Below are 24,865 nucleotides of genomic sequence, written 5' to 3' on the forward strand. Positions count from 1 at the left end.
TCCCGCCGAACTTGCTGCGCCACAGGTAGTAGGAGGCCTCGCTGAAGCCATGGCGCCGGCACAGGTCCTTGATCGCCACGCCGCTTTCGGCTTCGTGCAGAAAGCCGATGACCTGCTCGTCAGTAAAACGCTTCTTCACGTCCAATCTCCTTCGGGGTAGGGAATTGGACTCCAAACTGAGGCGCTACTCAAAATCGGGGGGACGTCGTACTGGCACCCACGGATGGGTGCCAGTACTCGCAAATTAACTCACGCCAGATCGAAACGATCCAGCTGCATCACCTTGGTCCAGGCCGCGACGAAGTCGTGGACGAACTTCTCCTGTGCGTCGGCGCTTGCATAGACCTCGGCAACGGCGCGCAGGATCGAGTTGGAGCCGAACACCAGGTCCACACGCGTGCCGGTCCACTTCTGTTCGCCGGTGCTGCGGTCGCGGCCTTCGTAAAGATCCTTCGCTTCGGAAGTGGCCTTCCACTCGGTGCGCATGTCGAGCAGGTTGGCGAAGAAGTCGTTGCTCAGCACGCCGGGGCGGGTGGTGAACACGCCATGCGTGGAGTCGCCGACATTGGCGCCGAGCACGCGCAGGCCGCCGACCAGTACGGTCAGCTCCGGTGCGGTCAAGGTCAGCAGCTGCGCTTTGTCGATCAACAAGGCTTCCGCTGGCACGGCGTAGCGGCGCTTGGCGAAGTTGCGGAAGCCGTCGGCCACCGGTTCGAGCACGGCGAAGGAGTCGACATCGGTCTGTTCCTGCGAGGCATCGGTGCGGCCTGGCGCGAACGGCACGGTCACGCTGTGGCCGGCGGCGTGTGCAGCCTGTTCGACCGCGGCATTGCCGGCCAGCACGATCAGGTCGGCGAGCGAGACCTTCTTGCCGCCGGATTGGCTGCCGTTGAAATCGGCCTGGATGCGTTCCAACGCGGCCAGCACCTTGGCGAGCTGCTCGGGCTGGTTGGCCTGCCAATCCTTTTGCGGTGCCAGGCGGATGCGTGCCCCATTGGCACCGCCGCGCTTGTCCGAGCCACGGAAGGTGGACGCCGAGGCCCATGCAGTGGACACCAATTGCGCCACGCTCAGGCCAGAGGCGAGGATGGCCTGCTTGAGTGCGGCTGCGTCCTGCGCATCGATCAGAGCGTGGTCGACGGCCGGCACTGGGTCCTGCCACAACAGTTCTTCGCTCGGCACATCCGCGCCCAGATAACGTGAGCGCGGGCCCATGTCGCGGTGAGTGAGCTTGAACCAGGCGCGGGCGAAGGCATCGGCGAACTGGTCGGGGTGTTGGTGGAAGCGACGCGAGATCGCCTCGTAGGCGGGATCGAAACGCAGCGCCAGATCGGTGGTCAGCATGGTCGGGCGATGCTTCTTCGACGCGTCGTGCGCATCGGGAATGATGGCGTCGGCGTTCTTGGCCACCCACTGGTGCGCGCCGGCCGGGCTCTTGCTCAGCTCCCACTCGAACTTGAACAGGTGGTCGAAGAAGTCGTTGCTCCACTGCGCGGGCGTGGTGGTCCAGGTGACTTCCAGACCGCTGGTGATGGTGTCGGCGCCCTTGCCGCTGCCGTAGCGGTTGTGCCAGCCCAGGCCCTGGCTTTCCAGCTCGCCGGCTTCCGGTTCGGCGCCGACGTTGTCGGCCGGGCCGGCGCCGTGGGTCTTGCCGAAGGTGTGGCCGCCGGCGATCAGCGCCACGGTCTCTTCGTCGTTCATCGCCATGCGCGCGAAGGTGTCACGGATGTCGCGCGCGGCCGCGATCGGGTCCGGCTTGCCGTCCGGGCCTTCCGGATTGACGTAGATCAGGCCCATCTGCACGGCGGCCAGCGGGTTTTCCAGATCGCGGGTGTGCGGCACTTCGCTGTCGTCGTCCTTCACCAGCACGCCATGCGCTTCGTCCACACCGGGCGAGCCGTGCGCGTAGCGATCGTCGCCGCCCAACCACTTGGTTTCGCGGCCCCAGTACAGGTCCTGATCCGGTTCCCAGGTGTCTTCGCGGCCGCCGGCAAAGCCGAAGGTCTTGAAGCCCATGCTTTCCAGTGCGACGTTGCCGGTGAGGATCATCAGGTCGGCCCAGGAAATCGCCTGGCCGTATTTCTGCTTGATCGGCCACAGCAGGCGGCGCGCCTTGTCCAGGCTGACGTTGTCCGGCCAGCTGTTGAGCGGCGCGAAACGCTGCTGGCCGCGACCGCCACCGCCACGCCCGTCGCCGATGCGGTAGGTGCCGGCGCTATGCCAGGCCATGCGCACGAACAGCGGGCCGTAATGCCCGAAGTCGGCCGGCCACCAGTCCTGCGAGTCGGTCATCAGCGCACGCAGTTCCTGCTTGAGTGCTGCCAGATCGATGCGCTTGAACGCTTCGGCGTAGTTGAAGGTTTGGCCCAGCGGGTTGGACTTGCTCGAATGCTGGCTGAGCAGGTCCACGCGCAGCTGCTTGGGCCACCAATCGCGGTTGGTGGTGCCGGTGCCGACGACGGCGTGGTTGAAGGGGCACTTTGCTTCGGTGGTCATGGCGGTTACCTGTGTGCGTGTGCACTTGGGGAGTGGCGCGCCGAGGCGGCTGGCGCATGCGGGCGAAGAGAGCGCTGGACGAATGGATCGAGATCAGCGGCGATGTGGGAAGACGGGAAGGGCAGCGATCGGGCGGGTTGGCGCATCTGGCGGGCTCTTCTAGTCCATCTGGTCACCATAAAACGTCGCCTCGATTTGCGGAATTAGAATGATATTACTGCTTCGATAGTTTCTAGCTATGGATCTGCCTGCTTGGCGCGGCGCATTCGCAGCATCGACGTTGCATATTGCAGCACGTCGATTTGGTTCGATCCACTGCATGCCTTCACGAATCCGCACACCGGCGACGATCTGCAGCAAGGAATGGGCCTCTCCCTTCAGGGCGGCTGCGTGATGGAGCATGGCGCCGGTTCGGTGGGAAAGCTGTCTGGCGCGTCGCAAAGGCGGGGATAGAACGAGTGCGGCCGAGACGACACGGTTCCTCGCATCGCGCTCACGTCAAATTGTTATAATGTAACAATTGTGTCCGGCAACTGCCGGCCGCCCCTGCCCTTGCTGCGAAAGGAACCACCGATGACCACCGATGCCGCCGTTGCCGACTTCCAACCCGCCGTTGCCGCACGCACTGCCGCCTTTTGCCTGACCGAGGCCGGAAAGGTGCTGCTGCGTTGGGCGGAAACCGTGGGCAGACGCGATATCGATGCATTGCTCGCGCTCTACGCGGACGACGCCATCCTGGTCCCGACGCTGTCCGACGATATCCGCGGTCGTTACGAGGACCGCCGCGCCTATTTCGAATCCTTCCTGGCCGTCGATGGCTTGAGCTGTGGCATTACCGTGCAGAAGAAGCGGGTCAGCGCCAGATTGGGCACGGTGGTGATCGGCGGCCTGTATACCTTCGTGTTCGAACGCAATGGCGTGTCCGAACCGGTCAATGCCCGCTTTCTGTTTACCTTCGAGGAGATCGATGGCCAGTGGCTGATCACCGGTCACCACTCGTCGCGTGCGTCCGAAGGCGTCTAGTCAGTTCCCTTGCTGTCCCCGACGATCGTTCGGGGCAGTGGATGACCGCCGCTGTGCACACAAACGCAGCCTTTTGCAGGCCAGCACGATGCCGGTGATGCTCAGGCACCAGCCGATTGCCAGCAACGTGAGTTGCAACGCCAGGCGCAAGCGTGGATAGGCGACCAGTCCGGGTACCCGGGTGGTGTGCAGCGCGAAGTACAGCCATGCATACGCCTTGCGGCTTGCGTCCAGTTGCAGCAGCGGTCGGCCGGTCTGCGAATCGAAGTACAGCGCGGCGCCCTGCGGCGAGGCCAGTGCCACACGCACGGCATCGTCAGCAATGGCATCGGCCTCCCGATAGAGCGTCTCGTTGGGCCGTGGCTGCCCGCCGCCTGGATCGGCCGTCAGCGGCCATGTTTGGGCCGCTGCGGCAACAATCGCCGCGCGCCGTGCCTGCGACGACAGGCGGTACGTGGCCGCCGGGGCAGAGGCGAGTCCCAGGGTGGCGTTGTCGCCGGCTCCACCACGGCCGCTTGCCCATGCATGCCCGCCGACGACGCTGAAAGCGATCTCGCCGCTGCCGTCCAGCGGTTGCAGTGCGTCAAGCGCGACGCCGGCCAGTGCGTGTTGCAACGAGTCGGCCGCATAGCGCCTCACTGCTTGCGGTGACGGTTGACCGCGCGAGAACAGCCTGCCGTGGTCCATCGACAGCCAGCCGCTGAAGATCCACACCAGCACGATCGCCGCACCGCCCAGGCCGAGGCCGTGGTGCCAGCGCAGCACGCCACCGAAGGCCGACCAGCCCGCGCGCCGCCGCATCCGGATCTGCCAGGTCCGGTACAGGCCGAGCAGCGTGCCGGACGCCGCGCCGATCAGTGCGGCCAATGCCACCCACCAGACCGTGCGATCCCAGGCACCGAAGTCGTGGCGCAGCACGGTGAAATACAGCCAGTGCGGAATGGCGCCCAGCCAGTTCCAGCGACGTTCGCTGGCGCGGGTACGCTGCATTACCTCGCCGCTGCGTGCGGACACGTACAGCTCGGTGCCTGCGGCATCGTCCAGTTCTGCGCGGTAGAACGGACGCCAGGCATCGAAATGCTGGTGCACGCTCCATTGATCCACTTGCAGCGGGCCGACCAGCCGGCGGACCCGCGCATGGGCGAAGCGCGCGGCCACGGTGCGTGCCTGCGCGCTGTCCAGCATGCCGAGCAGGGCGCCGCTGCGCGCATCGATGCTGCGCACCAGTGTGGCCTGATCGATTACATAGCGCGGCCGTCCGGCGACCGAGATCAAGCGCATGCCGTCGCCACCGCCTCCGATGGCCAGGGCCGTGGCCGGCGCGATATGCACCCGGGCCAGCGCCAATGGGTCGCTGCCGGCGCGACGGGCGCTATCGGGCAGGGCGGGGAACGGCACGAACAGCATCACGATGCCGCTGCTGAACCACACCGCAAACGCCAGGCACAGTGCGACGCCGAACCAACGGTGCAGCCATGCCAGCCACGCCCACAGGCGCCGGCTAGAACGTGCCACGCAGGCTGAGCGCGTAACTGCGCGGCTGGCCCAGCATCACCTGCTGCGGATAGGAGATGTCGGCCCACTGCACGTAGCGCTTGTCGAACAGATTGTCCGCTCGCAGGCTCAGCGCCAGCGCTGGCGTCAGCCGGTAGGTGGCGTAAACATCGGTCAGTACGTAGCGCTCCAACTGCAATGTATTGGCGTTATCGCCATAGCGTGTGCCCACGCCATGCAGGCCCAGCCCGAGTTCCAGCGGCAACGCGCCGACCGCGTCCAGATGGGTCCACAGGTTGAACACGGTGCGTGGGACATTGGGCGGACGATTGCCGGAGACGTCGGTGCCGGTACTGCTGTCGATGAAGTCGCGGTAGCGGGCATCGGTATAGGCAACGTTGGCGTCCACTGCCCATTGCTCAGTGAGTTTGGCCGACGCCGAAAGCTCCACGCCGCGCGAGGTCTGGCTGCCGATGTTGCTGAGCACGTCCTGGGCGGTCAGGCTCAGGATGTTGTCGCGGCGAATGTCGTACAGCGCCAGGGTGGCGCTGGCGCGTTGATCGCTGCGCGCGGCCTTGACGCCGGCTTCGTATTGGCGCGAGGTGCTGAGTCCGAAATCTTCGCCGGCATTGACCAGCAGGATATTGGAACCGGGCGGATCGCTGCCGGTGGTGTAGGAGAGGTAGGGGGTCAACGCCGGGGTCAGCGCGTACACCAGCCCGACGCGGGCATTGTTGGGGCGGTAGCGCCGCGAAAAGCTGGTGGCGGCCTGGAATTGACCGTCGGCGGTGAAGTTGCGACGGTCCAGATCCAGCGATTCCCAACGTCCGCCCAGCACCAGTTTCAGCTGGGCGTCCAGGTCCAGCGCGTCCTCCACGAACAGCGCGGTGTTGGTCCAGCGGGTCGGACTGCGCCGCGGCTGGCGCTCGCCGAAGAGACCGCTCGGCCGCAGCGTATCGGCATCGACGCTGTCGCCATCGGGAAAGCCGCGCTCGCGGACGAAGTGCATGCGGTTGTAGTCCAGCCCGACCACCAGGCGATTGGCGTGACCGCCCACCGGCTGGTCGATGGTCGCGCTGGTCTGGTTGCCCCACAGGTGTTGGCGATGGAAGACGAAGAAGCGGTCGCGGTCGATCCGCCCGCTGCTGGCGTTGTAGGCATAGTTTTCCGCGTTGATCCAACGGCGCGAGGCGTCGAAGGCATAGAGCAGGCTGCGTACGCGGATGGCCTGGCTCGGCGACCATTCCAGCCAGGCCTGCGGCCAGAGTTGGCGCGAGGCGATGTCGGCATCCACGACGTTGTAGTTGTTGCGGCGCAGGGCTGCGTCCACGACCCGGCCGTCGGCGCTGCGCAGCGCATCGTGCAGCGGTGCGCGCGCAGCATCGGCGGGCAGCAATGGCGTTCCGAAATAGGTGCTGGGATGGTCGTTGGCGTAATCCACCGACAGCTGCGCGCGCAGCGTGGCGCTGGGCCGCCAAAGCAGTGCGGCGCTGAGATCGAGCGTGTCCGAGCCGGCGGCGTGCACGAAGCCGTCCGAGGACACCCGGCTGATATCGGCGCGATAGGCCAATGTATCGTCGAGCCGGCCGCCGCCGCCAAGGCCGGCCTCGCGGCCACCGAAGCGCGAGATGCCGGCGAGCAGATCGTAGCGGGGCGTATCGAAGACCGGTTGCTTGTCGATCACGTTGACCGCACCACCGATCGCGCCCTGGCCGTAGATCACCGACGCCGGCCCCTTGAGCACTTCCACGCTTTGCAGGTTGAAACTGTTCTGCGGGCGCGTGGTCATGCTCGATGGTCCCAGGTACAGGCCGTTGTGCAGCATCGTGATCTGGCCGCCGCTGAAGCCACGCATCGACAGGCTGGACAGGTTGCCGGGCGAACCGCCGCTGGTGATGCCGGGCAGGGTGGTCACGGCCTGTTCGACGCTTTGCAGTCCGCGCGCCTGCATCGCCTCGGCATCGATCGCGTCGAGTGTGGCCGGCGTCTGCGCAGGCGAAAGGCCGAGTCGCCCGGCCGTGGGCAAAAACGGCATGGCTGGAGCATCGGCCTGCACCGTGATCGCATCCAGCGTACGCGCAGTGGTATCCGGCCCCTGTGCCGCGATGGCAGTGCAGGGCGGCAGGGCGATTGCAACGGCGAAGCAGACAATCCAGGCGGCGGGCAGCGCCGAGGCGTGTGCGCGGCGGGAACGGGGCGTCATAGGGGAGCTAGGCATGGGAGCGAGGGGATGAGTGGGCCAGGCGATTGCGCGGCGCCAAGGCGGAGCGAGCGGGAAGGCGTGCCATGGCACCGTGGATCTGCAGATGGCGCTCATGGCGGCAGCAAGGGCATCCACAGCACCGAGCCGTCGGCGTGTACAGCCAGCAGCCAGTACGGCTGCGGGAGGACCGCCAGCAGCGCCAGCGCGGTGCCGCCGGCATGGCGGAGCACATGCCATTGCTGCGGTGTGGTCGCCTCGCCGATCAGTACGCTGCCGTCGCTCTTGCCGGCGAGCACCGTGGGCCGGCCTGGGAGCGTGCACAAGGCGCTCACCAGGGCCTGGCCGTCGTCCTGGAACAGCGCCAGGGGCGTGCGCTGCAGCGGCCCGTGCTTGCCGTCGAAGGGCCACAGCAAGGCGGCGGTTGCGCTGCCGCTGGCCAACCATGGTGCTGGCTCGACCCAACTCCACTGCCTGACCTTGCCGGGGTAGCCGGCGATATGCAGCTGCATCCGATCTGCGACGCGCCACCCATGCACGGCCTGCTCCTGCATGCTGCTCAGCACGTACCTGTCGTCCGGCGACCAGATCACTCCGAGGTGGCTGCCACGGCACGGCAACGACGATGCGCTCCAGCCGGTGGCATTGCGCGTCCACAGCGTGAGCCCACCGTAATGGGCGACCGCCAGGCGTCGGCCGCTGCGATCGAAGGCCATGCCGCCTACCGTGGAGGGATGCTCCAGCACCTGAGTGTCGCCGGCGGCGTCCCACAGATGCACGCGGCGACCGACCGCGCACGCATGCCCGCCATCGGCGCTGGTGCCGACATGCTCGACCCACTGGCCGGGAAAACGCGCCAGCACCTGCATGCCGGCGGCATCCGTGCGTGCGAACACGCCATCGTCGCCACCGCTCAGCAGGCCACCCGCGTCGTCTGCGGCCAAGGCCAGGATCGCGCCGTCGTGCACCTGCACGCAGTCCGGTGCCTGCTGCCTGGCGAAGCTGCGGATGCAGCCGTCACCCCAGGCCGTCGCCAGGCGTCCACCGCTGACGGCAACGGCAACCGGGACCGCGGAGATGCGCAGGGACAGACCGGACGCCGATGTCCGTGGTGCCTGATCGGCGACCTGCGGTTGCAGCGGCGCGCTCATGCCGCCACGCAGGCGCTGAATCCTTCGCGCAGGCGCATGCGTTCCAGGTCACGGCCGATGAACACGAGCCTGGACACGCGCGCTTGTCCCGGCGGCCAGGCATCGAGAAAGTCGCCATCGGTCAGCATGTGCACACCCTGGATGACGTAGCGGCGCGGCTCGCCGGCCAGATCCAGGATGCCCTTGGAGCGCAGGATATCGGTGCCGTGGTCGCGCAGCAGGGCACCGAACCATTGCTGGAAACGCATCGGGTCCAGCGGTTGCTGTAGTTGCAGCGAAACCGAGCCGATGTCGTCTTCGTGCGCGTGGGTCTTCGCTTCGTCGAGAAAATCCGGTTCGATCTCCAGTACGCGTTCGAGGGTGAACGCGGCCAGCCCGAGCACCTCGTCCAGCGGGACGTCGCAGCGCTGGCTGCGCACGATGCGCGCATAGGGATTGATGCCGCGGATGCGCGCCTCGACCGTCTCCAGTTGCGCGGGCTGGACCAGATCGATCTTGTTGAGCAATACGACATCGGCGAAGGCGATCTGCTCGGCGGTCTCGTGCGCCTCGTCCAGGTGGGTGGCGAGATTGACCGCATCGACGACCGTCACGATTGCGTCCAGTCGGGTCCTGGCAGCGACGTCCGGGTCGACGTAGAAGGTCTGCGCCACCGGCGCGGGATCGGCCATGCCGGTGGTTTCGATCAGGATCGCATCGAAGTCGCGGCGCTTCATCAATCCATCGAGAATGCGGATCAGGTCGCCGCGCACGGTGCAGCAGATGCAACCGTTGTTCATTTCGAAGATTTCTTCGTCGGCATTGACCACCAGATCGTTGTCGATGCCGGTCTCGCCGAATTCGTTGATGATGACCGCGTAGCGGTGGCCGTGCGGCTCGGTGAGGATGCGGTTCAACAACGTGGTCTTGCCGGCGCCGAGGAAGCCGGTCAGCACGGTGACGGGAATCTGCGGGGCAGTCATGGCGAACTCCTGGAAGGATCGAGCGCTTGCAGTAGCGCAGTGAGGTTGTGATGCATCAAGTCCAGATAGGTGCTCGCCGGCCCGCCCGGATGCGATAGCGCATCCGAATACAAGGTGCCGCCGATACGGATGCCGGTTTCGCGCGCGATCTGCTGCAAGAGCCGTGGATCGGTGATGTCTTCGACGAACAAGGCCGCCGCGCCGTCGCGCCGAATCTGCGTGATCAATCGAGCCACGTCGTGGGCGGACGCCTCGGCCTCGGTGGACACGCCCTGCGGTGCCTCGAAACGCAGTCCGTAGGTGGCAGCGAAATAGCCGAAGGCATCGTGCGAGGTGACGATGGTGCGCCGCTGCGGCGGCAGCGCCGCGATGCTGCGCAGGATCTGCGCATGCAGTGCACGCAGGCGCAGCTGGTAGGCGGCAGCATTGGCGCGGTAAATCCGGGCGCCGCCGGGGTCGGCCCTGGACAGTGCGTCGGCGATGTTGGTCACGTAGCGCTCCACGTTGGGCACGCTCTGCCAGGCGTGCGGGTCGAGCGCGGAATGCGCATGACCGGCGTGCGCGCCCCTGGTGTCGAGCCGGCGCGGCGTCACGCCGTCGCTGGCCACCACAATGGTGCCGTGGTAACCGGAGGCGTGGACCAGCCGGTCCAGCCACCCTTCGAAGCCGAGCCCGTTGACGAAGACCAGGTCGCTGGTTCCCAGCGCGCGCGCATCGGCCGGGGTGGGCTGGTAGACATGTGCATCGCCTTCCGGGCCGACCAGCGTGGTCAGCGCGACGCGTGGGCCGCCGACCTGACGGACCAGGTCGCCCAGGATCGAAAAGCTGGCCACCACGCGCAGCGGTTGCGCGCCATGCGGCTGCGCGGTCGGTTCCCCGCGATTGGACAACGCGACGATTGCCGCCAGTACCAGCAGCACGCCGATGCCGAGCAAGGCATGCAGGCGCCGGCTCATGGCGCGCCTCCCGCGACAGCACGGCGCCCGCGCGGTCGCGCATTGGCGGCCAGACTGTCCTCCGGGCCGAGTAACAAGGACAGCAAATACAAGGTGCCTGCGGCCAGGATGATGGTGGGACCGGAGGGCAGGTCGAAGCGGTACGACAGCAGCAACCCGACCACCGAGGCCAGCAGTGCCACCGCCAGGGCGATCAACAGCATCGGCGCCAGACGCCGGGCCCAGAAGCGCGCGGTGGCTGCGGGCAGGATCATGATGCCGACCGCCATCAAGGTGCCCAGCGCCTGGAAGCCGGCCACCAGATTCAGCACCACCAGTGCCAGGAACAGCAGATGCGTGAGCAGACTGCTGCGGCCCACGGTGCGCAGGAACTGCGGGTCCACGCATTCGAGCACCAGCGGGCGATACAGCATGGCCAGCACGATCAAGGTGAGCGTGGCGATCGTGCACAGCAGGACCAGCGCAGGGTCGTCCAGCGCCAGCACGCTGCCGAACAGCACGTGCATCAAGTCCACGTTGGAGCCCTTGAGCGAGACCAGCAGCACGCCCAGCGCCAGCGAGATCAGATAGAACGCTGCCAGCGAGGCGTCCTCCTGCAGCCGCGTGGCCCGTGACACCGCACCGGTCAGCACCGCTACCAGCAGGCCGGCCACGATACCGCCCAGCGTCATCGCGCCCAGCGACAACCCGGACACCACGAAGCCCACCGCCGCGCCGGGCAGAATCGCATGCGCCATTGCATCGCCGATCAGGCTCATGCGACGCGCGATCAGGAACACGCCGATCGGGGTGGCGCCGAGCGCGATGGCCGTGCATCCCAGCAGCGCGCGCTGCATGAACACATAGTCCAGGAACGGTTGCCAGGGCAGGCTCACAGCGCGGTCCTGTGTGGCTGCAACGGCGCTGGCGGTGCCCAGCACCCGGTCAAGGCGTCGGCGGCGCTACGCGCCTGCTCCAGGGTGTGTGCGCTCAGCGCGGTGGCGGTGGGGCCGTGCGCGATCTGGCGACCGGCGATCAACAAGGTCTCGGGAAAATGCCGCCGCACCATCTCCAGGTCGTGCAGCACCGCCAGCACGGTGCGCCCCTCGTGGTGCCAGCGATGCACCACTGCCAGCAGGTCGGCGGTGGTGTGGTTGTCGATCGCGGTGAACGGCTCGTCCAGCAGGATCAGCTCCGCGTCCTGCAGCAACAGTCGCGCGAACAGGGCGCGTTGCAGCTGACCGCCGGACAAGGTGCCGATCGGGCGGCTGCCAAGCGCGCCCAGACCCAGGACCGACAACGCCTGGTCCAGTTGCGCGGCGTCGGCCACTGTCAGTCCGCGCAGGGCGCCGATGCGTTGCCATAAGCCCATCGCGACGAAGCCGCGCACATCGATCGGGAACTGCGTATCCACTGCGGTGCGTTGTGGCAGCCAGGACATGCGACCGGCTGCGCGTTCGATGCGCCCGGCCAGCGGAGCCAGTTCCCCGGCGATGGCGCGCAGCAACGTCGTCTTGCCGGCGCCGTTGGGCCCGACCAGCGCCGTCAGGCTGCCGCGCGCGATGCGCGTGTTCAGGGCCTGCAGGGTGACCTGAGAGCCGTAGCCGAGACTGAGCGCGTGCAGGGCCAGCATCTCAGCAGGTCACCCAGGCATAGCCCAGCCACAACAACGCCGCGGCCAGCAGCGCACAGCCCAGCCGCGTGGCCGCGCCGACCAGCAGCGGATCGGCGCAAGGCTTCATCGGCACGGGAAGAGCATGGCGGTTGCGTTGCACTGGAGCGAACGGAGCGGTTCGAAGACGGCGGAAATGGATGGGACAGGCATATGTAACGATATAACATAACTATCAACGCGTGTGGACGAACGCTGCCGACCGTTGGGTGTACCAAGGTCGGGCACCGCGAGCGTGCGGTGTTGCTGGTTGCTGTCTGGTGGTGCGCAGCGTGGGCTAGAGCAATGCCTTGAGGCGGTACAGCGCTTCCAGTGCCTGCTTGGGTGTGAGCTCGTCCGGGTCCAGCGCCTGCAGCGCTTCCTGCGCGGCGGAGGAAGGCGCGGTGAACAGGCCGAACTGCTGCGGCGCATCCAGTGCGGTCGGCGCCATCTGTGCGACATGGCTTTCGCCGCCGCGTTGTTCCAGTTCGGCCAGACGGTGGCGCGCCTGCGTTACGGCAGCCTTGGGCAAGCCGGCGAGCGCGGCGACCTGCAGGCCGAAGCTGCGATTGGCCGGGCCGTCCTTGACCGCGTGCATGAACACCAGGCGCTCGCCGTGTTCGACCGCATCCAGGTGCACGTTCGCAATGCCGCTGCTACCGCCGGCATGCGATTCGTCGGCCAGGGCGGTGAGCTCGAAATAATGCGTGGCGAACAGCGTGTAGCAGCGATTGGTATGCGCCAGATGGCGTGCGACCGCATCGGCCAGCGCCAGGCCGTCGTAAGTGGAGGTGCCACGGCCGATCTCGTCCATCAGCACCAGCGAGTGTGGTGTGGCGTGATGCAGGATGTAGCTGGTTTCGGCCATCTCCACCATGAAGGTGGATTGCCCGCGCGCCAGGTCGTCGCCGGCGCCGATGCGAGTGAGGATGCGGTCGATCGGCCCGATCACCGCGCGGCTGGCCGGCACGTAGCTGCCGATATGCGCCAGCAACACGATCAACGCGTTCTGGCGCATGTAGGTCGATTTACCGCCCATGTTCGGGCCGGTGATGACCAGCATGCGGCGGTCGGCGTGCAACTCCAGATCGTTGGGTTCGAATGGCTGGTCGCGCACCGCTTCCACCACCGGGTGGCGGCCGCGTTCGATGCGCAGGCACGCCGCGCTGTCCAGTTCCGGCTGCGACCAGTCCAGCACCTGCGCGCGTTCTGCGAAGGCGGCCAGCACGTCGAGTTCGCTCAATGCACTGGCGCAGCGCTTGAGGCCTTCCAGCTCGCCGCCGAGTGCGTCGAGCAGGCCTTCGTACAACAGTTTTTCGCGCGACAACGAGCGTTCGCGCGCCGACAGCACCTTGTCCTCGAAGCTCTTGAGTTCTTCGGTGATGTAGCGCTCGGCGTTGGTCAGCGTCTGCCGGCGACTGTAGTGCAGTGGCGCTTTCTCGGCCTGGCCCTTGCTGATCTCGATGTAATAGCCATGCACACGGTTGTAGCCGACCTTGAGCGTGGCGATGCCGCTGCTGGCACGTTCGCGTTGTTCCAGGTCGATCAGGAATTGATCGGCGTTGGTGGACAGGCGGCGCAACTCGTCCAGATCGGCGTCGTAACCGGTGGCGATGACGCCACCGTCGCTGAGTTTGAGCGGCGGTTGTTCGGCCACAGCGCTGAGCAACAGATGCGCGGTAGCATCGTGTTCGCCGAGTTCGGCATGCAGCGTCTGCAGGCGCGGCGAATCCAGTGGCGCGAGGAGTGTGCGCACTTTCGGCAACAACGCCAGACCGTCGCGCAAGGTGGAAAAATCGCGTGGGCGCGCCGAGCGCAGCGCCACGCGGGTGAGGATGCGTTCCAGATCGCCGAGCGCGCGGAAGGCCTCGCGCACATCGACGTCGGCGCCGCTGTCGATCAGGCTGCCGACCGCATGGTGACGTTGCACCAGCACCTCGCGCAGCCGCAGCGGGCGGTGCAGCCAGCGCCGCAGCAGGCGTCCGCCCATCGGCGTCACCGTGCTGTCCAGCACTCCGAGCAAGGTGTTGCGGGTGTCGCCGTCGACCCGCGTGTCCAGCTCCAGATGGCGGCGCGTGGCCGCGTTCATCGAGATCGCCTCGCTGGCCACTTCCATCGCGATGGAGGTCAGATGCGGCAGGCGCTGTTTCTGGGTTTCTTCGACATAGCCGAGCAGCGCGCCGGCCGCCGCAGTGGCGCAGGGCTTGTCGTCGATGCCGAAGCCGGACAGGTCATGCAACTTGAAGAACGCCAGCAGTTGACGCCGGCCGCTGTCGGCATCGAACAACCACGGTGGCCGCCGCCGCATGCCGACGCGGCTGCGCAGGAACTCCGGCCAGTTGTCTTCGTCGGGCACCAATAACTCGGCCGGTTCCAGGCGCGCGATTTCCGCTTCCAGCGCGTCCACGCTGTCCACTTCATTGACCAGAAAACGTCCGCCGGCCAGATCGGCCCAGGCCAGGCCGTAGCCTTGCTTGCTGCGCGAGATCGCCATCAACAAGGTGTCGCGGCGTTCGTCCAGCAGCGCCTCGTCGGTGACCGTCCCCGGGGTGACGATGCGCACCACCTTGCGCTCGACCAGTCCCTTGGCCAACGCCGGGTCGCCGATCTGCTCGCAGATCGCCACCGACTCGCCCAGCGCCACCAGCCGCGCCAGGTAGCCTTCGTAGGCGTGCACCGGCACGCCGGCCATCGGAATCGGCGCACCACCGGAACTGCCGCGCTGGGTCAGCGTGATATCGAGCAGCCGCGCGGCCTTGCGCGCATCGTCGTAGAACAGCTCGTAGAAGTCGCCCATGCGGAAGAACAGCAGCAGGTCGGGGTAGTCCGACTTGGCGGCGAAGAATTGCTTCATCAGCGGGGTGTGCTCGACAGCCCCACCGGAGTTCTTGGTTTTTTCTTTTGGATCAGTGCTTTGCAAGAAATGTTCTTCCGGGATGTGGCGGTCAATCATGGGCGGTAGCGTCGAGAGCGGTGATTTTTGTTGCGACGACCCTCGAAACGGGATGAATCAATGTCGCCATGAAACGGGCGAGTGGCTGACATGACGGAACCACGAGCCGCCCCACGTTGGCGCGGGCTCCAAGTTTAAGCCCACCCACCGAAAAATCCCTGAGCTATGGGTCGAGCTGCTGCCGGTCATGGGGCCCGGCGGGCGATTGACGATCGTGCCAAGCCCTCTGGGCGAAGCGAAATCCCTACCGAATGCTGTCCTGCGATCAGCAGGCGCTCACTGGGAGGGGGCTTGATGTGGGAAAGCCGAGCATGACCGACGCAGTGATTTGGCGTGGCAGCAAGGTGTGCGTCGCTTCTCGCGGGGCAACGAAGGCTCAGTGACCTCACGGGCATCGCCCTGGTGGACCTGTGTGCGGTGCCTTGCCCAACCGTCTATTGCTTCGGCGTTAGGACTCTTCGACTTTGGAAAAGCTAAGATCGAAACTTGTGCAGAGTCGGAGGCGCTAATGATCGATCGTCGTAGTTTTCTTGCCACGGGTGTGGTAGCCGCTGCCGCCAGCTTCACTGCATCGGCAGCTCGGATCACACCTGCGCCGCGCGCCAGCGGGCCGGCACCGTGGGGCGCGGTGCCCAGCGCGCGACAACTGCGCTGGCATCGGTGGGAGCAATATGCGTTCGTGCATTTTGCGATGAACACCTTCACCGACAAGGAATGGGGCTACGGCGACGAGGATCCGCGCAAATTCGATCCCAGTGATTTTTCAGCCGATCAAATTGTTGCTGCTGCCAAGGCCGGCAATCTGAAAGGGCTTATTTTCACCGCCAAGCACCACGATGGGTTCTGTCTCTGGCCGACGCGCTTGACCGAGCATTGCATTCGCAACTCGCCCTACAAGAACGGCAAGGGCGACATCGTCGGGGAAATGGCCGCGGCGTGTCGACGCGCCGGCCTGGCGTTCGGCATCTACCTCTCGCCCTGGGATCGCAACCATGCCGAGTACGGTCGCCCCGGCTATCTCGACTATTTCCGCAAGCAGATCGTCGAACTCTGCACGGGCTACGGCGACCTGTTCGAGTTCTGGTTCGACGGCGCCAATGGCGGCGACGGCTACTACGGTGGAGCGCGCGAATCGCGCAAGATCGATGCGCCCGCGTACTACAACTGGCCACGGATGATCGAGCTGGTGCATCAGCATCAGCCGATGGCCTGCACCTTCGACCCGCTTGGCGCCGATATCCGCTGGGGCGGCAACGAGGACGGTATCGCCGGCGATCCCTCCTGGCCGACCATGCCCAATGCGCCGTATACCCAGGAAAACGGCAATTCCGGCGTGCGCGGGGCGGCGCTGTGGTGGCCGGCCGAAACCAACACCTCGATCCGCCCGGGCTGGTTCTACCATGCCGATGAAGACGGCAAGGTGCGTAGCCCGGAGAACCTGGTGCGCTATTTCGACACCTCGGTCGCGCGCGGCACCAACATGAACCTCAATCTTCCGCCCGACCGACGCGGCCGCATCCCCGACCACGACGTGGCGGTGCTGACGAGTTTTGGCGATGCGATCCGCGCCAGCTTCGCCATCGATCTGGCCAAGGGTGCCAAGGCCAGCGCCAGCGCGTCGCGTGGGCCTGGGTTCGAGCCGGCGCGCGTGCTCGACCGCCAGCCGGACAGCTACTGGTCCTCGCCGGACGATGTCACCACGCCGACGCTGACGCTGGAGCTGTCGGCGGCGCACAGTTTCGATTTGATCCGGCTGCGCGAATACCTGCCGCTGGGCGTGCGCGTCACCCGCTTCGCGGTCGAAGCCGAGGTCGATGGGCAATGGCGGCGGCTGGCCGAAGCGCAGTGCATCGGTGCACAGCGCATCGTGCGGCTGGATCGCCCGGTCGCCGCACGCCGGGTGCGCCTGGTCGTGCTTGAGGCGCCGGTGTGCCCGGCGATCAGCGAATTCGCGCTGTTCCGCGCCGTTGCGCCAGTGCCGGTCGCGCGGCCGACGGCGAACGCGCCGGATGTGTTGTCCTCCGCCGGCTGGCGCATCGTCGAGGCCAGCGCGCCAGGGGCGGACAAGTTGCTCGACGACGATGCCAGCACGGTCTGGATCACGCCCGCGCCCACCCCCGGCCACCCCGCGCAGGCGACCATCGACCTCGGCGCGCTGCGTCAGGTTGCCGGTTTCAGCCTGACGCCTTCGCGCACGGTGATGAACGGTGCGGCGCCACCGAAGGGTTATCGCGCCGAAACCAGCGAAGATGGCCAGCGCTGGCAGCCGGCTGGTGCCGGCGAGTTGTCCAATATCGCCTATGCGCTCTCGACCCAGCGGCTGAATTTCCCCGAGGTCCGCCAGATCCGCTACCTGCGGCTGTCGTTCGCGGAAACGGCGGTGCCCGCCGAGCGGCTGGCGATTGCCGGTATCGGTGCATTCTCGCGCTTGCGATGAACTTGCGATCCCACGCGGCCATGCGCCGCGTGGGGGCATCTTGGGTGACGGAGTGTCGCGGGCTTGAGACGCGTCAAGCGAAGCGACACAGGCAGAGTTCGCTGCATTCACATCACGTGGCGAAGCTGAGTCTTGAACCGTTTGCACACCGCCGTTCCGGATCACGCGCTATGGTGTGCGGCGCATCATGCAGGCGACCTGGTTGGGTATGGAACAGAAACAGCACGAGTGGATGCAGTCCGTGACCGAGGCGCTTAGCGATCTGCTGGCCGCACGCGTGGCCCAGGCCACGTTATTGGAGGCGATGCTGGTTTCGCATCCAGATCCGGTCACGCTCAGAAAGGCGTGGGATGAGCTGTCGTCCCAGCGCATCGCCTTTGTGGCCCAGAAGAAAGCGCTGGCCGACGACCCGCGCCCGATGGACGCCTACACATTGGAGCAATTCCAGGCGTGGGAAGAAAAACTCAATCGCTATTTTCCGCGCGATTCGGCTGCGGGGCATACAGAGATGTAGGGTTGCCGAACGGGCGAGCGCAAGCGCTGGCCTGGTCGGCAATGCCGAGCCTGTGCTGGCCACGGTTCAAGCCCTGCCCGCGATCTTCGGGTGGGATGATCTACTCGGTGATGCAAGGGCGTTAGCACAATGCCGACCGATGGCCTTCGACTGGCGTTTGGCAGCACGACAGCACGACAGTGCCGAGGCCAGTGCTGGCCCCGGCAATGCCGTCGTTCCATCGCATCGCGCAGCGACTACCGCTTCCTCAAGCAACCGACGCGCGCGATGTGGTGGCGTCTGCGTGCAGGCGCAGCGTGGACGAGGTCAGTCCAGGCGCGGTCGCCTGCAGCACGATGTCGCCGCTGCTGCGCGTGGTCTGCAACAGCGCCGCACACAGGCCGTTGAATGCCTTGCGCTGTGGTGCTTTGTCGTCCTCGTGACTGCTGGGGTCGCCGTTGCCGACGCCGATCAGCCGCGCAGGGCCGCGCAGCGCGAACTGCACCTGATTGTCTGCAGTTGGTACCAGACGGCCTTGCGCGTCGACGATTTCCACCTTCACCACTGCCACATCCTCCGCATCGGCGCGCATCTTGTTGCGGTCGCAGCTGAGGCGGATCACGGCCGGCTTGCCTGTGGTTTCACGGCGTTCGCTGAGCAGCAGCTTGCCGCCGCGATAACCGCGTGCTTCGATCACCCCGGGTGCGTAGGCCACGCGCCATTCCACATGGCCGTAGGCCGGCACCTGTTGCAGGCCCTGGCTGACGCCGTTGACCAGCAGTTCCACCGCGTCGAGATTGGTATGGCACCAGACGGCGACGCGGCCCTTGTCATCGGGCTGCAGCAGGCCGTCCCAGTTCCAGTGCGGGAACAGATGCAGCACCGGTTCGCTGGTCCATTGCGCGCGGTAGTACCAGTAGTTGTCCTTGGGAAAGCCGCAGCTGTCGAGCACGCCGAACTGCGAAGCGACATTCGGCCAGCGGTTATAGGGCGTGGGTTCGCCGCGGTAATCGAAGCCGGTCCAGATAAAGCCGCCTGCGATGTACGGGCGCTGCGCGACATAGCTCCACCAGGCTTCGGCGGTGCTCGCCCACCACGGGTGGTCCAGGTCGTAGGCGCGGGTATAGCCGCGTGCATCGTCGCGCTGGTAGTTGCCGCGCACCGACACGGTGCTGCCGGTTTCGCTGCCGTAGATGGGGATGTCGGGATATTGCGCGTGGAAGCCATCCATCTGGCTGGTGCGGTAGTTGAAACCGACCACATCGACCACTTGGCCGACGCCATCGCCAAAGCCCTTGTCCATGGCGAAGGTGGTTGGGCGGGTGGGGTCGAGTTGGCGCACGCGTTGCTGCATGCGGCTGACGATGCGCGCGCCGCGCTCGGTGACCTGCTGCGGTTCCTCGTTGCCGAGCGACCACAGGATCACGCTGGGATGATTGCGCCCACGGCGGACCATGGTTTCCAGTTCGCCCATCGCTTCGGGGTCTGTAGACATGCGCCGGGTTTCTTCGATCACCAACATGCCAAGGCGATCGCATAAGGCCAGCAATGCGGGCGTGGCCGGATTGTGCGAGCTGCGATACGCGTTGCAACCCATCGACTTGAGCTGGCGCAGACGCCACTCGTGCAAGGCGTCCGGAATGGCGGCGCCGACGCCGGCATGGTCCTGGTGGTTGTTGGTGCCGTGCAGCTTGAGCGGCGTGCCGTTCAACAGGAAGCCGCGCTGCGCATCAAAGGCGATGCTGCGCACGCCAAACGGGGTGGCGACCGCATCGGTTGCCTTGCCGTCGCTGTGCACGCTGGTGGTGAGGGTGTAGAGCTGCGGGGTGTCGATCGACCACAGCGCGGCCTGGCCGAGCGGCAGGGTCTGTTCGACGAGGTGTACCTGGCCGGGTGCAACCGTGACGACGGCGCTGGCCGCTTGTGCGACCACGCGTCCATCCGGTGCGGTGACGTGCGCCTGCACGGTGCACTGGCGCGGGGCGGTGCCGTCGTTACGCACTTCGGTGGACAGCTGCGCGGTTGCGTTTTCGCCTTGCACGGTGCTGCGCACGAACACGCCATCCTGCGGCAGATGCAGCGTGTCGGTTTTTTGCAGCCACAGATGCCGATAGATGCCGGCGCCTTCGTAGAACCAGCCTTCGCCCAATGTGGCATCCACGCGCACGGCGATGAGGTTGGGCTTGCCGTAGTCGAGCACTTCGCTGAGGTCGACCTCGAACCCGCAATAGCCGCTGGCGTTGCGCCCGACGATGTGGCCGTTGCAGAACACGATGCAATCGCGGAAGACGCCGTCGAACACCAGGCCGATGCGCTTGCCCAGATCGCTTGCGGGAATCTGCAGCGTGCGGCGATACCAGCCCACGCTGTTCTCCGGAAAGCTCGGTCCCAGCGGTTTGTAGCCGTGCGAAGCGGCGGGGTCTTCTTCGGTGATGGTGGCCGAGGTGGGTTCCTGGCGGAAGGGCAGGGTGACGGCCCAGTCGTGCGGAAGATCGACCTGCTGCCAGCTGCTGTCGTCGAACACCAGTTGCGCGGCGGTGGCGGTGTCCTTGCCAGCCTTGGCGAAGGTGCGCTGGAAGGTGCCGAAGGCGAAGTCGCGCGACGGGTCGCTGGCGTGGCCGAGATGGAAGCGCCAGCCAAAGTCGAACAGCAACCGTTCGCGTGGGGCCAAGGCAGCATCGCCCAGCGTGGCGAGTGGCGTGGCGTTCTTGCCTGCAGCCGGTGCCGCAGCGGCGATGGCAGGCAGCAACGCACCGGCCGTACCGACCGGAAGTGCGGCGCTCACGCCACTGGCGAGCATGCCGCGCAGCAGCTCGCGGCGATTGATGCCGGTCATGGCTGCGTCCTCTTGCGGGTGCCCGCAGCGTTGCCTTGCGTGCCTACGGCAGGTTTGCCTGCATCGGCCTGATGCGGCGCAGGCACGCCGGTGTATGGGTGACGCATGAAGTCGATCGCCGGCAGCACCTCATTGGCGTGCTTGAAGTCGAAGAAGCTGGCGTTTTCCCATGACGAGCCGGTGCCCCAGCGCGTCTTGCAGCTGCTGCTGGTCCATGCCGGCTCCCAGTACACGACGCCGGCGCCGCCGGTGTCGATGACCAGCTGGGTGAGATCGATCATGTACTTGGACTGGCCCTGCGGCGTGGCCGGGTAGCCGGCAATCAGCGAGTCTTCGCCGAGCAGGTTGTGTGAGCTGTCGCCGGCCTCCAGCGTCCACGGGTAGGCGGTTTCCACCACCACCACGTCTGCATCGTAGCGGCCGCGCAGGCGCTTGATGGTCTTGCCCAGCTGCGCCATCGATTGGGTCGACCACTTGCGGTAATAGCTGATGCCGATCAGGTCGAAGTCGGTGACGCCGGCCTTGGTGGCGGCGGCGAACCACGGTTCCACATTTTCCGGCTGGGCGATGTGCAGCATGACGCGCGGCTTGATGGTGGAGCGTGCGCTGATATCGCGCACCGCCTTGATGCCGGCATTGAACAGCTTGGCATTGCGTTGCCAGTCGATGGGGCGTTTCTTGTCCCAGGGAATGCTGTCCATCAGATCGGAATTGCTTTCGTTGCCCACCTGCACCAGCTCTGGCATCAGGCCGGCACGGTCGAGCGCGCTGAGCGTGTCGTAGGTGAAGCCGTAGAGCGTGCGCGCCAGTTCGTCGGTGTCGGTGATGCTGGCCCAGGCCTTGGGAATCAGCTGTTTTTCGCCATCGGCCCAATCGTCGGAATAGTGCAGGTCCAGCAGCACCTGCATGCCTTGCGCCCGCGCACGCGCGATGGTCTTCTTGACGTCGGACAGGTCGCTATAGCGCGTCCAGCGGGCGTCGTTCCACAATCGCACGCGCACCAGATTGGCACCGTGCGCGTGGAAGAGTTCGAACGGATCGGTGACCACGCCGTTCTCGCGGTATTGCACACCGCACTCTTCCATCTCGTTGACGTAGGACAGGTCCGCACCGAGATACAACGTGGCGGGGGCCGGGGCGGCGTGTGCGAAGGTGGAGATGGCCAGCGCAAGCAGCGCGGGCGTCCAGAGACGGCGTGTGGAGCGCATGCAATTCCTCGACAGATGAGACGTGGAGCGGGTGACAGCCTGGTGGTGGCGCTGTCGTGCGGCGGATGTGCGCAATCGAAACGTCGATGCAGGATTCGATTGCGCATGCCCACCGCACCTGTGGAGCGGTCGTGCAGCAGCGGTGTCAGCCGCCGTTAGAACTTGTACGTGGCCTCCAGCGAGTAACGGCGGCCGAACACCTGATAGCCGCCATCGTCCTGGTTGGCCAGACGGTTGGGCTTGTTGTCGGTGTAGGCACGCAGTGGTTCGTTGGTGAGGTTCCCCGCCTGGAAGCGGAAGCCGAGCTGCTTGCTGTACTGCCAGTTCAAGCTCAGGTCCACCGTGCCTTCGCTCTGCAACCGTGCCAGACGCGCCGCATTCCAGCCGTACACCACCGTGTAGGGGCTGTGGTACTTGTAGCCCACACGTGCTTCGAAGGTGCCATTGCTGTACCACAGGTCGAAGGTGCCGGTCTTGCGCGCCAGGCCGCTCAGCGGCAGCGGGTTGTCTTCCGGCGAGAATTCCTTGAGGTTGGAATCCACCAGCGAATAGTTCGAATAGACACCGAAGTTTTCCATGTGCGGGATGAAATAGAACGGCGTCTGGAAGGTGAGCTCCACCCCGTTGATATACCCGCCGCCGCCGTTGAACGGTGCGCTGACCAGATAATCCAGACCGTTGATGACTTCGCGATCGGTGCGGTAGCCGATGCTGGAATCGACTTCCTTGCGATACACCGCCAGCGCGGCCAGCGCTTCCTTGTGGAAATACCACTCGTAGGACAGATCGACCTGGGTGGCCTTGAACGGATCCAGTTGCGGGTTGCCGCCGCTGCCGGTGAGCTGGCCGACGGTGACATTGGGGTCGTCCAGGCGACGGCCAGTGCGCAACTCGTCCAGCGGTGGCCGCGCAATGACCTTGGCCACCGCAAGGCGCAGGATGCGTTGCTCGTCGATCAGGAAATTGAGGGTGGCACTGGGCAATACGTCGGTGTATTCCTTGCTGGCGCTGCTCGCCTGCACGGTGCCGCCGACCGAATCGAAGCCATCGCTGGTGGTCTTGGTGTTGACCAGGCGCACGCCGACGTTGCCGGTGACATCGGTGCCGAACAGCTGCGAGCTGAACACCGCCTTGGCGAAGGCTTCGCGCACGTCTTCCTTGACGTTCCAGTGGTCGAGCAGTTGCTCGTTGAGCGTGGCCGGGTCGAAACCGCCGAAGCCGATGTCGGCGATGGCATCCATGTTGCCGCCGGTCAGCGTGGGCACGTTCAAGTCCGGCATGCTGACCGGGTAGATCAGATCCTGATACGCCGAGATCGGCTGGTCGTAGCCGGATTGATTGCTGACGAAGTGGCGGTTCTGTTTTTCGCGGCGTGCCGCGCGTGCGCCGAATTCGAGCGAGGTGAAGGCTGCCGCATCGATCGAGCGGCTGGCGTTGAGCGCCAGCGCAGCGATCTTGTCGCGCAGCGCCTGCGGCTCGGTCTGGCCGGCAATGCCCCATTCGGGCGTGTCCGAACTGGTGCTGATGGTGGGGGTAACGCTGCGGCGGAAATCGAACGAGACGGTGTCCGGGTTGCTGCCGAAGCGCACCGCCTGCCAGGTGTTGTCGCGCTTGGCCTGCGAGAACGACAGGTCGCTGGCCAGCGTCCACACATCGCCGCTCCACTTGGCGTTCAAGCCGCCAGCGGTGAGCGTCTTGACCTCGTTGTAGTGGCTGATGACGTGATCGACCTGCAGATTCGAATTGGCCAGCGTGCCAGCCACCACATCGCCATCGACGATGGTGTAGGACGAGCCCGGCGTGGTGTACGGATTGGCGCCGGTCGAAAAGCTGCTGTAGGCCAGGCCATTGAACCAGTTCTGCAACTGGTCTTCGTCGATCTCGATACGCGAATACAGGCCGTCGAACTTCAACTCGAAGTTGCCCGAGCGCCATTGCACCGTGCCCATCGCACCGGTACGGGTCTGCTCGGTCAGCTTGAGCTGGTCGGCCGCGCCGAACGGGGTCGGGTCCACGCTGCCGTCGCCATCCACATCGCGCGAGGTGGTGGCGTCGGTATAGCCCCAGCTGCCGATCGATGAGTTTGAGTTCTTCTGCTTCTGGTAGGTGGCACCCAGTGCTACCGCCAGGTTGTCGTTGATCTTGTGTACCCAGCTGGCGCCGAAGCGGCTGCCCCACGGGCTGTAGCCGTCCACGTCCTTAGCGTGGTCGTAGAACACCGGGCCGGCGGTGCCGACGAAGCCGGGTCCGGTGTAGTCCAGCGGGCTGATGGTGGAGATGTCCACGGTCGCGGCAAGACCGCCGGCCACCAGGTCCGCCGACTGGGTCTTGTAGACCTTGACGGTGGAGACGATCTCGGTGGGAAACACTTCCCAGCGCACCGCGCGATTGGGCTCGGAGGAGGCGATTTCGCGCCCGTTGACGGTGCCCATGGTCATGCGCGGGCCAAGCCCACGCACGGTGGCCAGGCTTTCGTTGCCACGGTCGCGGGTGCCGTTGACACCGGGCAGGCGCACCAGCGCCTCGGCCACGGTGACGTTGGGCATCTGGCCCATGTTGTCTGCAGAGATCACTTCCATGACGTGATCGGACATCTGCTTGGCCTGCACGGCCTGATTCAGGCTGGCGCGCTGGCCGATCACGGTGATGTTGTCGAGCGTGACCGGTGGCGGCGCGGCGGTGGTGCTGGCGTCGCCGGCCCGCGGTGCGGCAGGTGCAGGCGCGGTGTCCTGTGCGTGCGCACTGAACGCGCTGGCCAGCACGCAGGCGATGGTGATGCAGAGCACGTCGCGGACAGGCAGGCGCAGGCGCCGGCTGGCCGGGCGGCCGGTGTGGTGAACGGGCATCGTTTGATCCCTCCCAGGACAAAAGTTACCGAATGGAGTGGTGGCCGTTGCGACGGCCGTCCGGCGCAGGCGCGGATCAGGCGCGTCTGCGCAGGGGTGGCGAGTGATGCGGTCTTGCGTTATTCAAGCGTCCGTATGCCTTTGCATGACGCTGCGACGATCGGCGATCGGCGATCGGCG

17 protein-coding genes are annotated in these 24,865 nt (G+C 66.0%); 4 read left to right on the forward strand and 13 right to left on the reverse strand.

What is annotated here, in order from left to right; all coding sequences use genetic code 11:
• Positions 1-139, reverse strand: a 139-nt coding sequence (locus GGR62_RS00005) for a transposase (protein WP_184405682.1), incomplete at its 3' end; no start/stop codon positions are given.
• A gap of 110 nt (positions 140-249) precedes the next feature.
• Positions 250-2,496 (reverse strand): catalase/peroxidase HPI, encoded by a 2,247-nt coding sequence (gene katG, locus GGR62_RS00010; RefSeq protein ID WP_184405684.1) that lies wholly within the window; start codon positions 2,494-2,496, stop codon positions 250-252.
• A 252-nt stretch (positions 2,497-2,748) separates the two neighbouring features.
• Between katG and GGR62_RS00015 the strand changes: the two genes are divergently transcribed.
• Together GGR62_RS00015 and GGR62_RS00020 are read left to right on the forward strand one after the other, a co-directional pair.
• On the forward strand, positions 2,749-2,949 hold the full coding sequence (locus GGR62_RS00015) for a hypothetical protein (RefSeq protein WP_184405685.1): 201 nt from the start codon (positions 2,749-2,751) through the stop codon (positions 2,947-2,949).
• Between the two features lie 120 nt (positions 2,950-3,069).
• The gene (locus GGR62_RS00020; protein ID WP_184405688.1) at positions 3,070-3,519 is read left to right on the forward strand and encodes a nuclear transport factor 2 family protein; all 450 of its coding nucleotides are present in this window, start codon (positions 3,070-3,072) and stop codon (positions 3,517-3,519) included.
• On the opposite strand, the gene GGR62_RS00025 is transcribed toward GGR62_RS00020, so the two are convergent.
• From GGR62_RS00025 to mutS, 8 genes are all read right to left on the reverse strand, one after another.
• Positions 3,520-5,034: a hypothetical protein gene (locus tag GGR62_RS00025; protein ID WP_326520220.1), complete on the reverse strand. Its 1,515-nt coding sequence runs from the start codon at positions 5,032-5,034 to the stop codon at positions 3,520-3,522.
• Positions 5,021-7,216, reverse strand: a complete 2,196-nt coding sequence (locus GGR62_RS00030; RefSeq protein ID WP_184405690.1) for a TonB-dependent receptor — start codon at positions 7,214-7,216, stop codon at positions 5,021-5,023. Before GGR62_RS00030 ends, GGR62_RS00025 begins: the two co-directional genes overlap by 14 nt.
• Positions 7,217-7,326: 110 nt before the next feature.
• A complete protein-coding gene (locus tag GGR62_RS00035; RefSeq protein WP_184405691.1) occupies positions 7,327-8,364 on the reverse strand; it encodes a WD40 repeat domain-containing protein in 1,038 nt (345 codons plus the stop codon).
• Positions 8,361-9,326 carry a GTP-binding protein gene (locus tag GGR62_RS00040; RefSeq protein ID WP_184405693.1) on the reverse strand — a complete coding sequence of 322 codons (966 nt, stop codon included), beginning with the start codon at positions 9,324-9,326 and terminating at the stop codon, positions 8,361-8,363. The genes GGR62_RS00035 and GGR62_RS00040 overlap by 4 nt, the downstream gene beginning before the upstream one ends.
• Positions 9,323-10,282: a metal ABC transporter substrate-binding protein gene (locus tag GGR62_RS00045; RefSeq protein ID WP_184405694.1), complete on the reverse strand. Its 960-nt coding sequence runs from the start codon at positions 10,280-10,282 to the stop codon at positions 9,323-9,325. Before GGR62_RS00045 ends, GGR62_RS00040 begins: the two co-directional genes overlap by 4 nt.
• Entirely contained in the window at positions 10,279-11,157 is an 879-nt protein-coding gene (locus tag GGR62_RS00050) for a metal ABC transporter permease (RefSeq protein WP_221228966.1), read from the reverse strand. The genes GGR62_RS00045 and GGR62_RS00050 overlap by 4 nt, the downstream gene beginning before the upstream one ends.
• Positions 11,154-11,894, reverse strand: a complete 741-nt coding sequence (gene aztA / locus GGR62_RS00055; RefSeq protein ID WP_184405695.1) for a zinc ABC transporter ATP-binding protein AztA — start codon at positions 11,892-11,894, stop codon at positions 11,154-11,156. The genes GGR62_RS00050 and aztA overlap by 4 nt, the downstream gene beginning before the upstream one ends.
• 316 nt (positions 11,895-12,210) lie before the next feature.
• Positions 12,211-14,865, reverse strand: coding sequence for a DNA mismatch repair protein MutS (gene mutS / locus GGR62_RS00060; protein WP_326520221.1), 2,655 nt, complete (start codon positions 14,863-14,865; stop codon positions 12,211-12,213).
• 508 nt (positions 14,866-15,373) lie between these two features.
• Here mutS and GGR62_RS00065 point away from each other — a divergent pair.
• Both GGR62_RS00065 and GGR62_RS00070 read left to right on the forward strand, forming a co-directional pair.
• Complete coding sequence (locus GGR62_RS00065; RefSeq protein WP_184405697.1) at positions 15,374-17,302, forward strand: alpha-L-fucosidase; 1,929 nt, start codon at positions 15,374-15,376, stop codon at positions 17,300-17,302.
• Between the two features lie 160 nt (positions 17,303-17,462).
• Complete coding sequence (locus GGR62_RS00070) at positions 17,463-17,816, forward strand: hypothetical protein (protein WP_184406303.1); 354 nt, start codon at positions 17,463-17,465, stop codon at positions 17,814-17,816.
• A gap of 247 nt (positions 17,817-18,063) precedes the next feature.
• Here the strand turns inward: GGR62_RS00070 and galA are convergent, their stop codons facing one another.
• The 3 genes from galA to GGR62_RS00085 form a co-directional block, all read right to left on the reverse strand.
• Entirely contained in the window at positions 18,064-20,631 is a 2,568-nt protein-coding gene (galA, locus tag GGR62_RS00075) for a beta-galactosidase GalA (RefSeq protein ID WP_184405698.1), read from the reverse strand.
• Positions 20,628-21,839 carry an arabinogalactan endo-1,4-beta-galactosidase gene (locus GGR62_RS00080; RefSeq protein WP_184405700.1) on the reverse strand — a complete coding sequence of 404 codons (1,212 nt, stop codon included), beginning with the start codon at positions 21,837-21,839 and terminating at the stop codon, positions 20,628-20,630. Before GGR62_RS00080 ends, galA begins: the two co-directional genes overlap by 4 nt.
• Before the next feature lie 155 nt (positions 21,840-21,994).
• On the reverse strand, positions 21,995-24,685 hold the full coding sequence (locus GGR62_RS00085) for a TonB-dependent receptor (RefSeq protein WP_184405702.1): 2,691 nt from the start codon (positions 24,683-24,685) through the stop codon (positions 21,995-21,997).
• Positions 24,686-24,865: the final 180 nt, after the last annotated feature.

Source organism: Xanthomonas sp. 3075 (genome assembly GCF_014197275.1).
In the GTDB taxonomy this organism is placed as follows: Bacteria; Pseudomonadota; Gammaproteobacteria; order Xanthomonadales; family Xanthomonadaceae; genus Xanthomonas; species Xanthomonas campestris_B.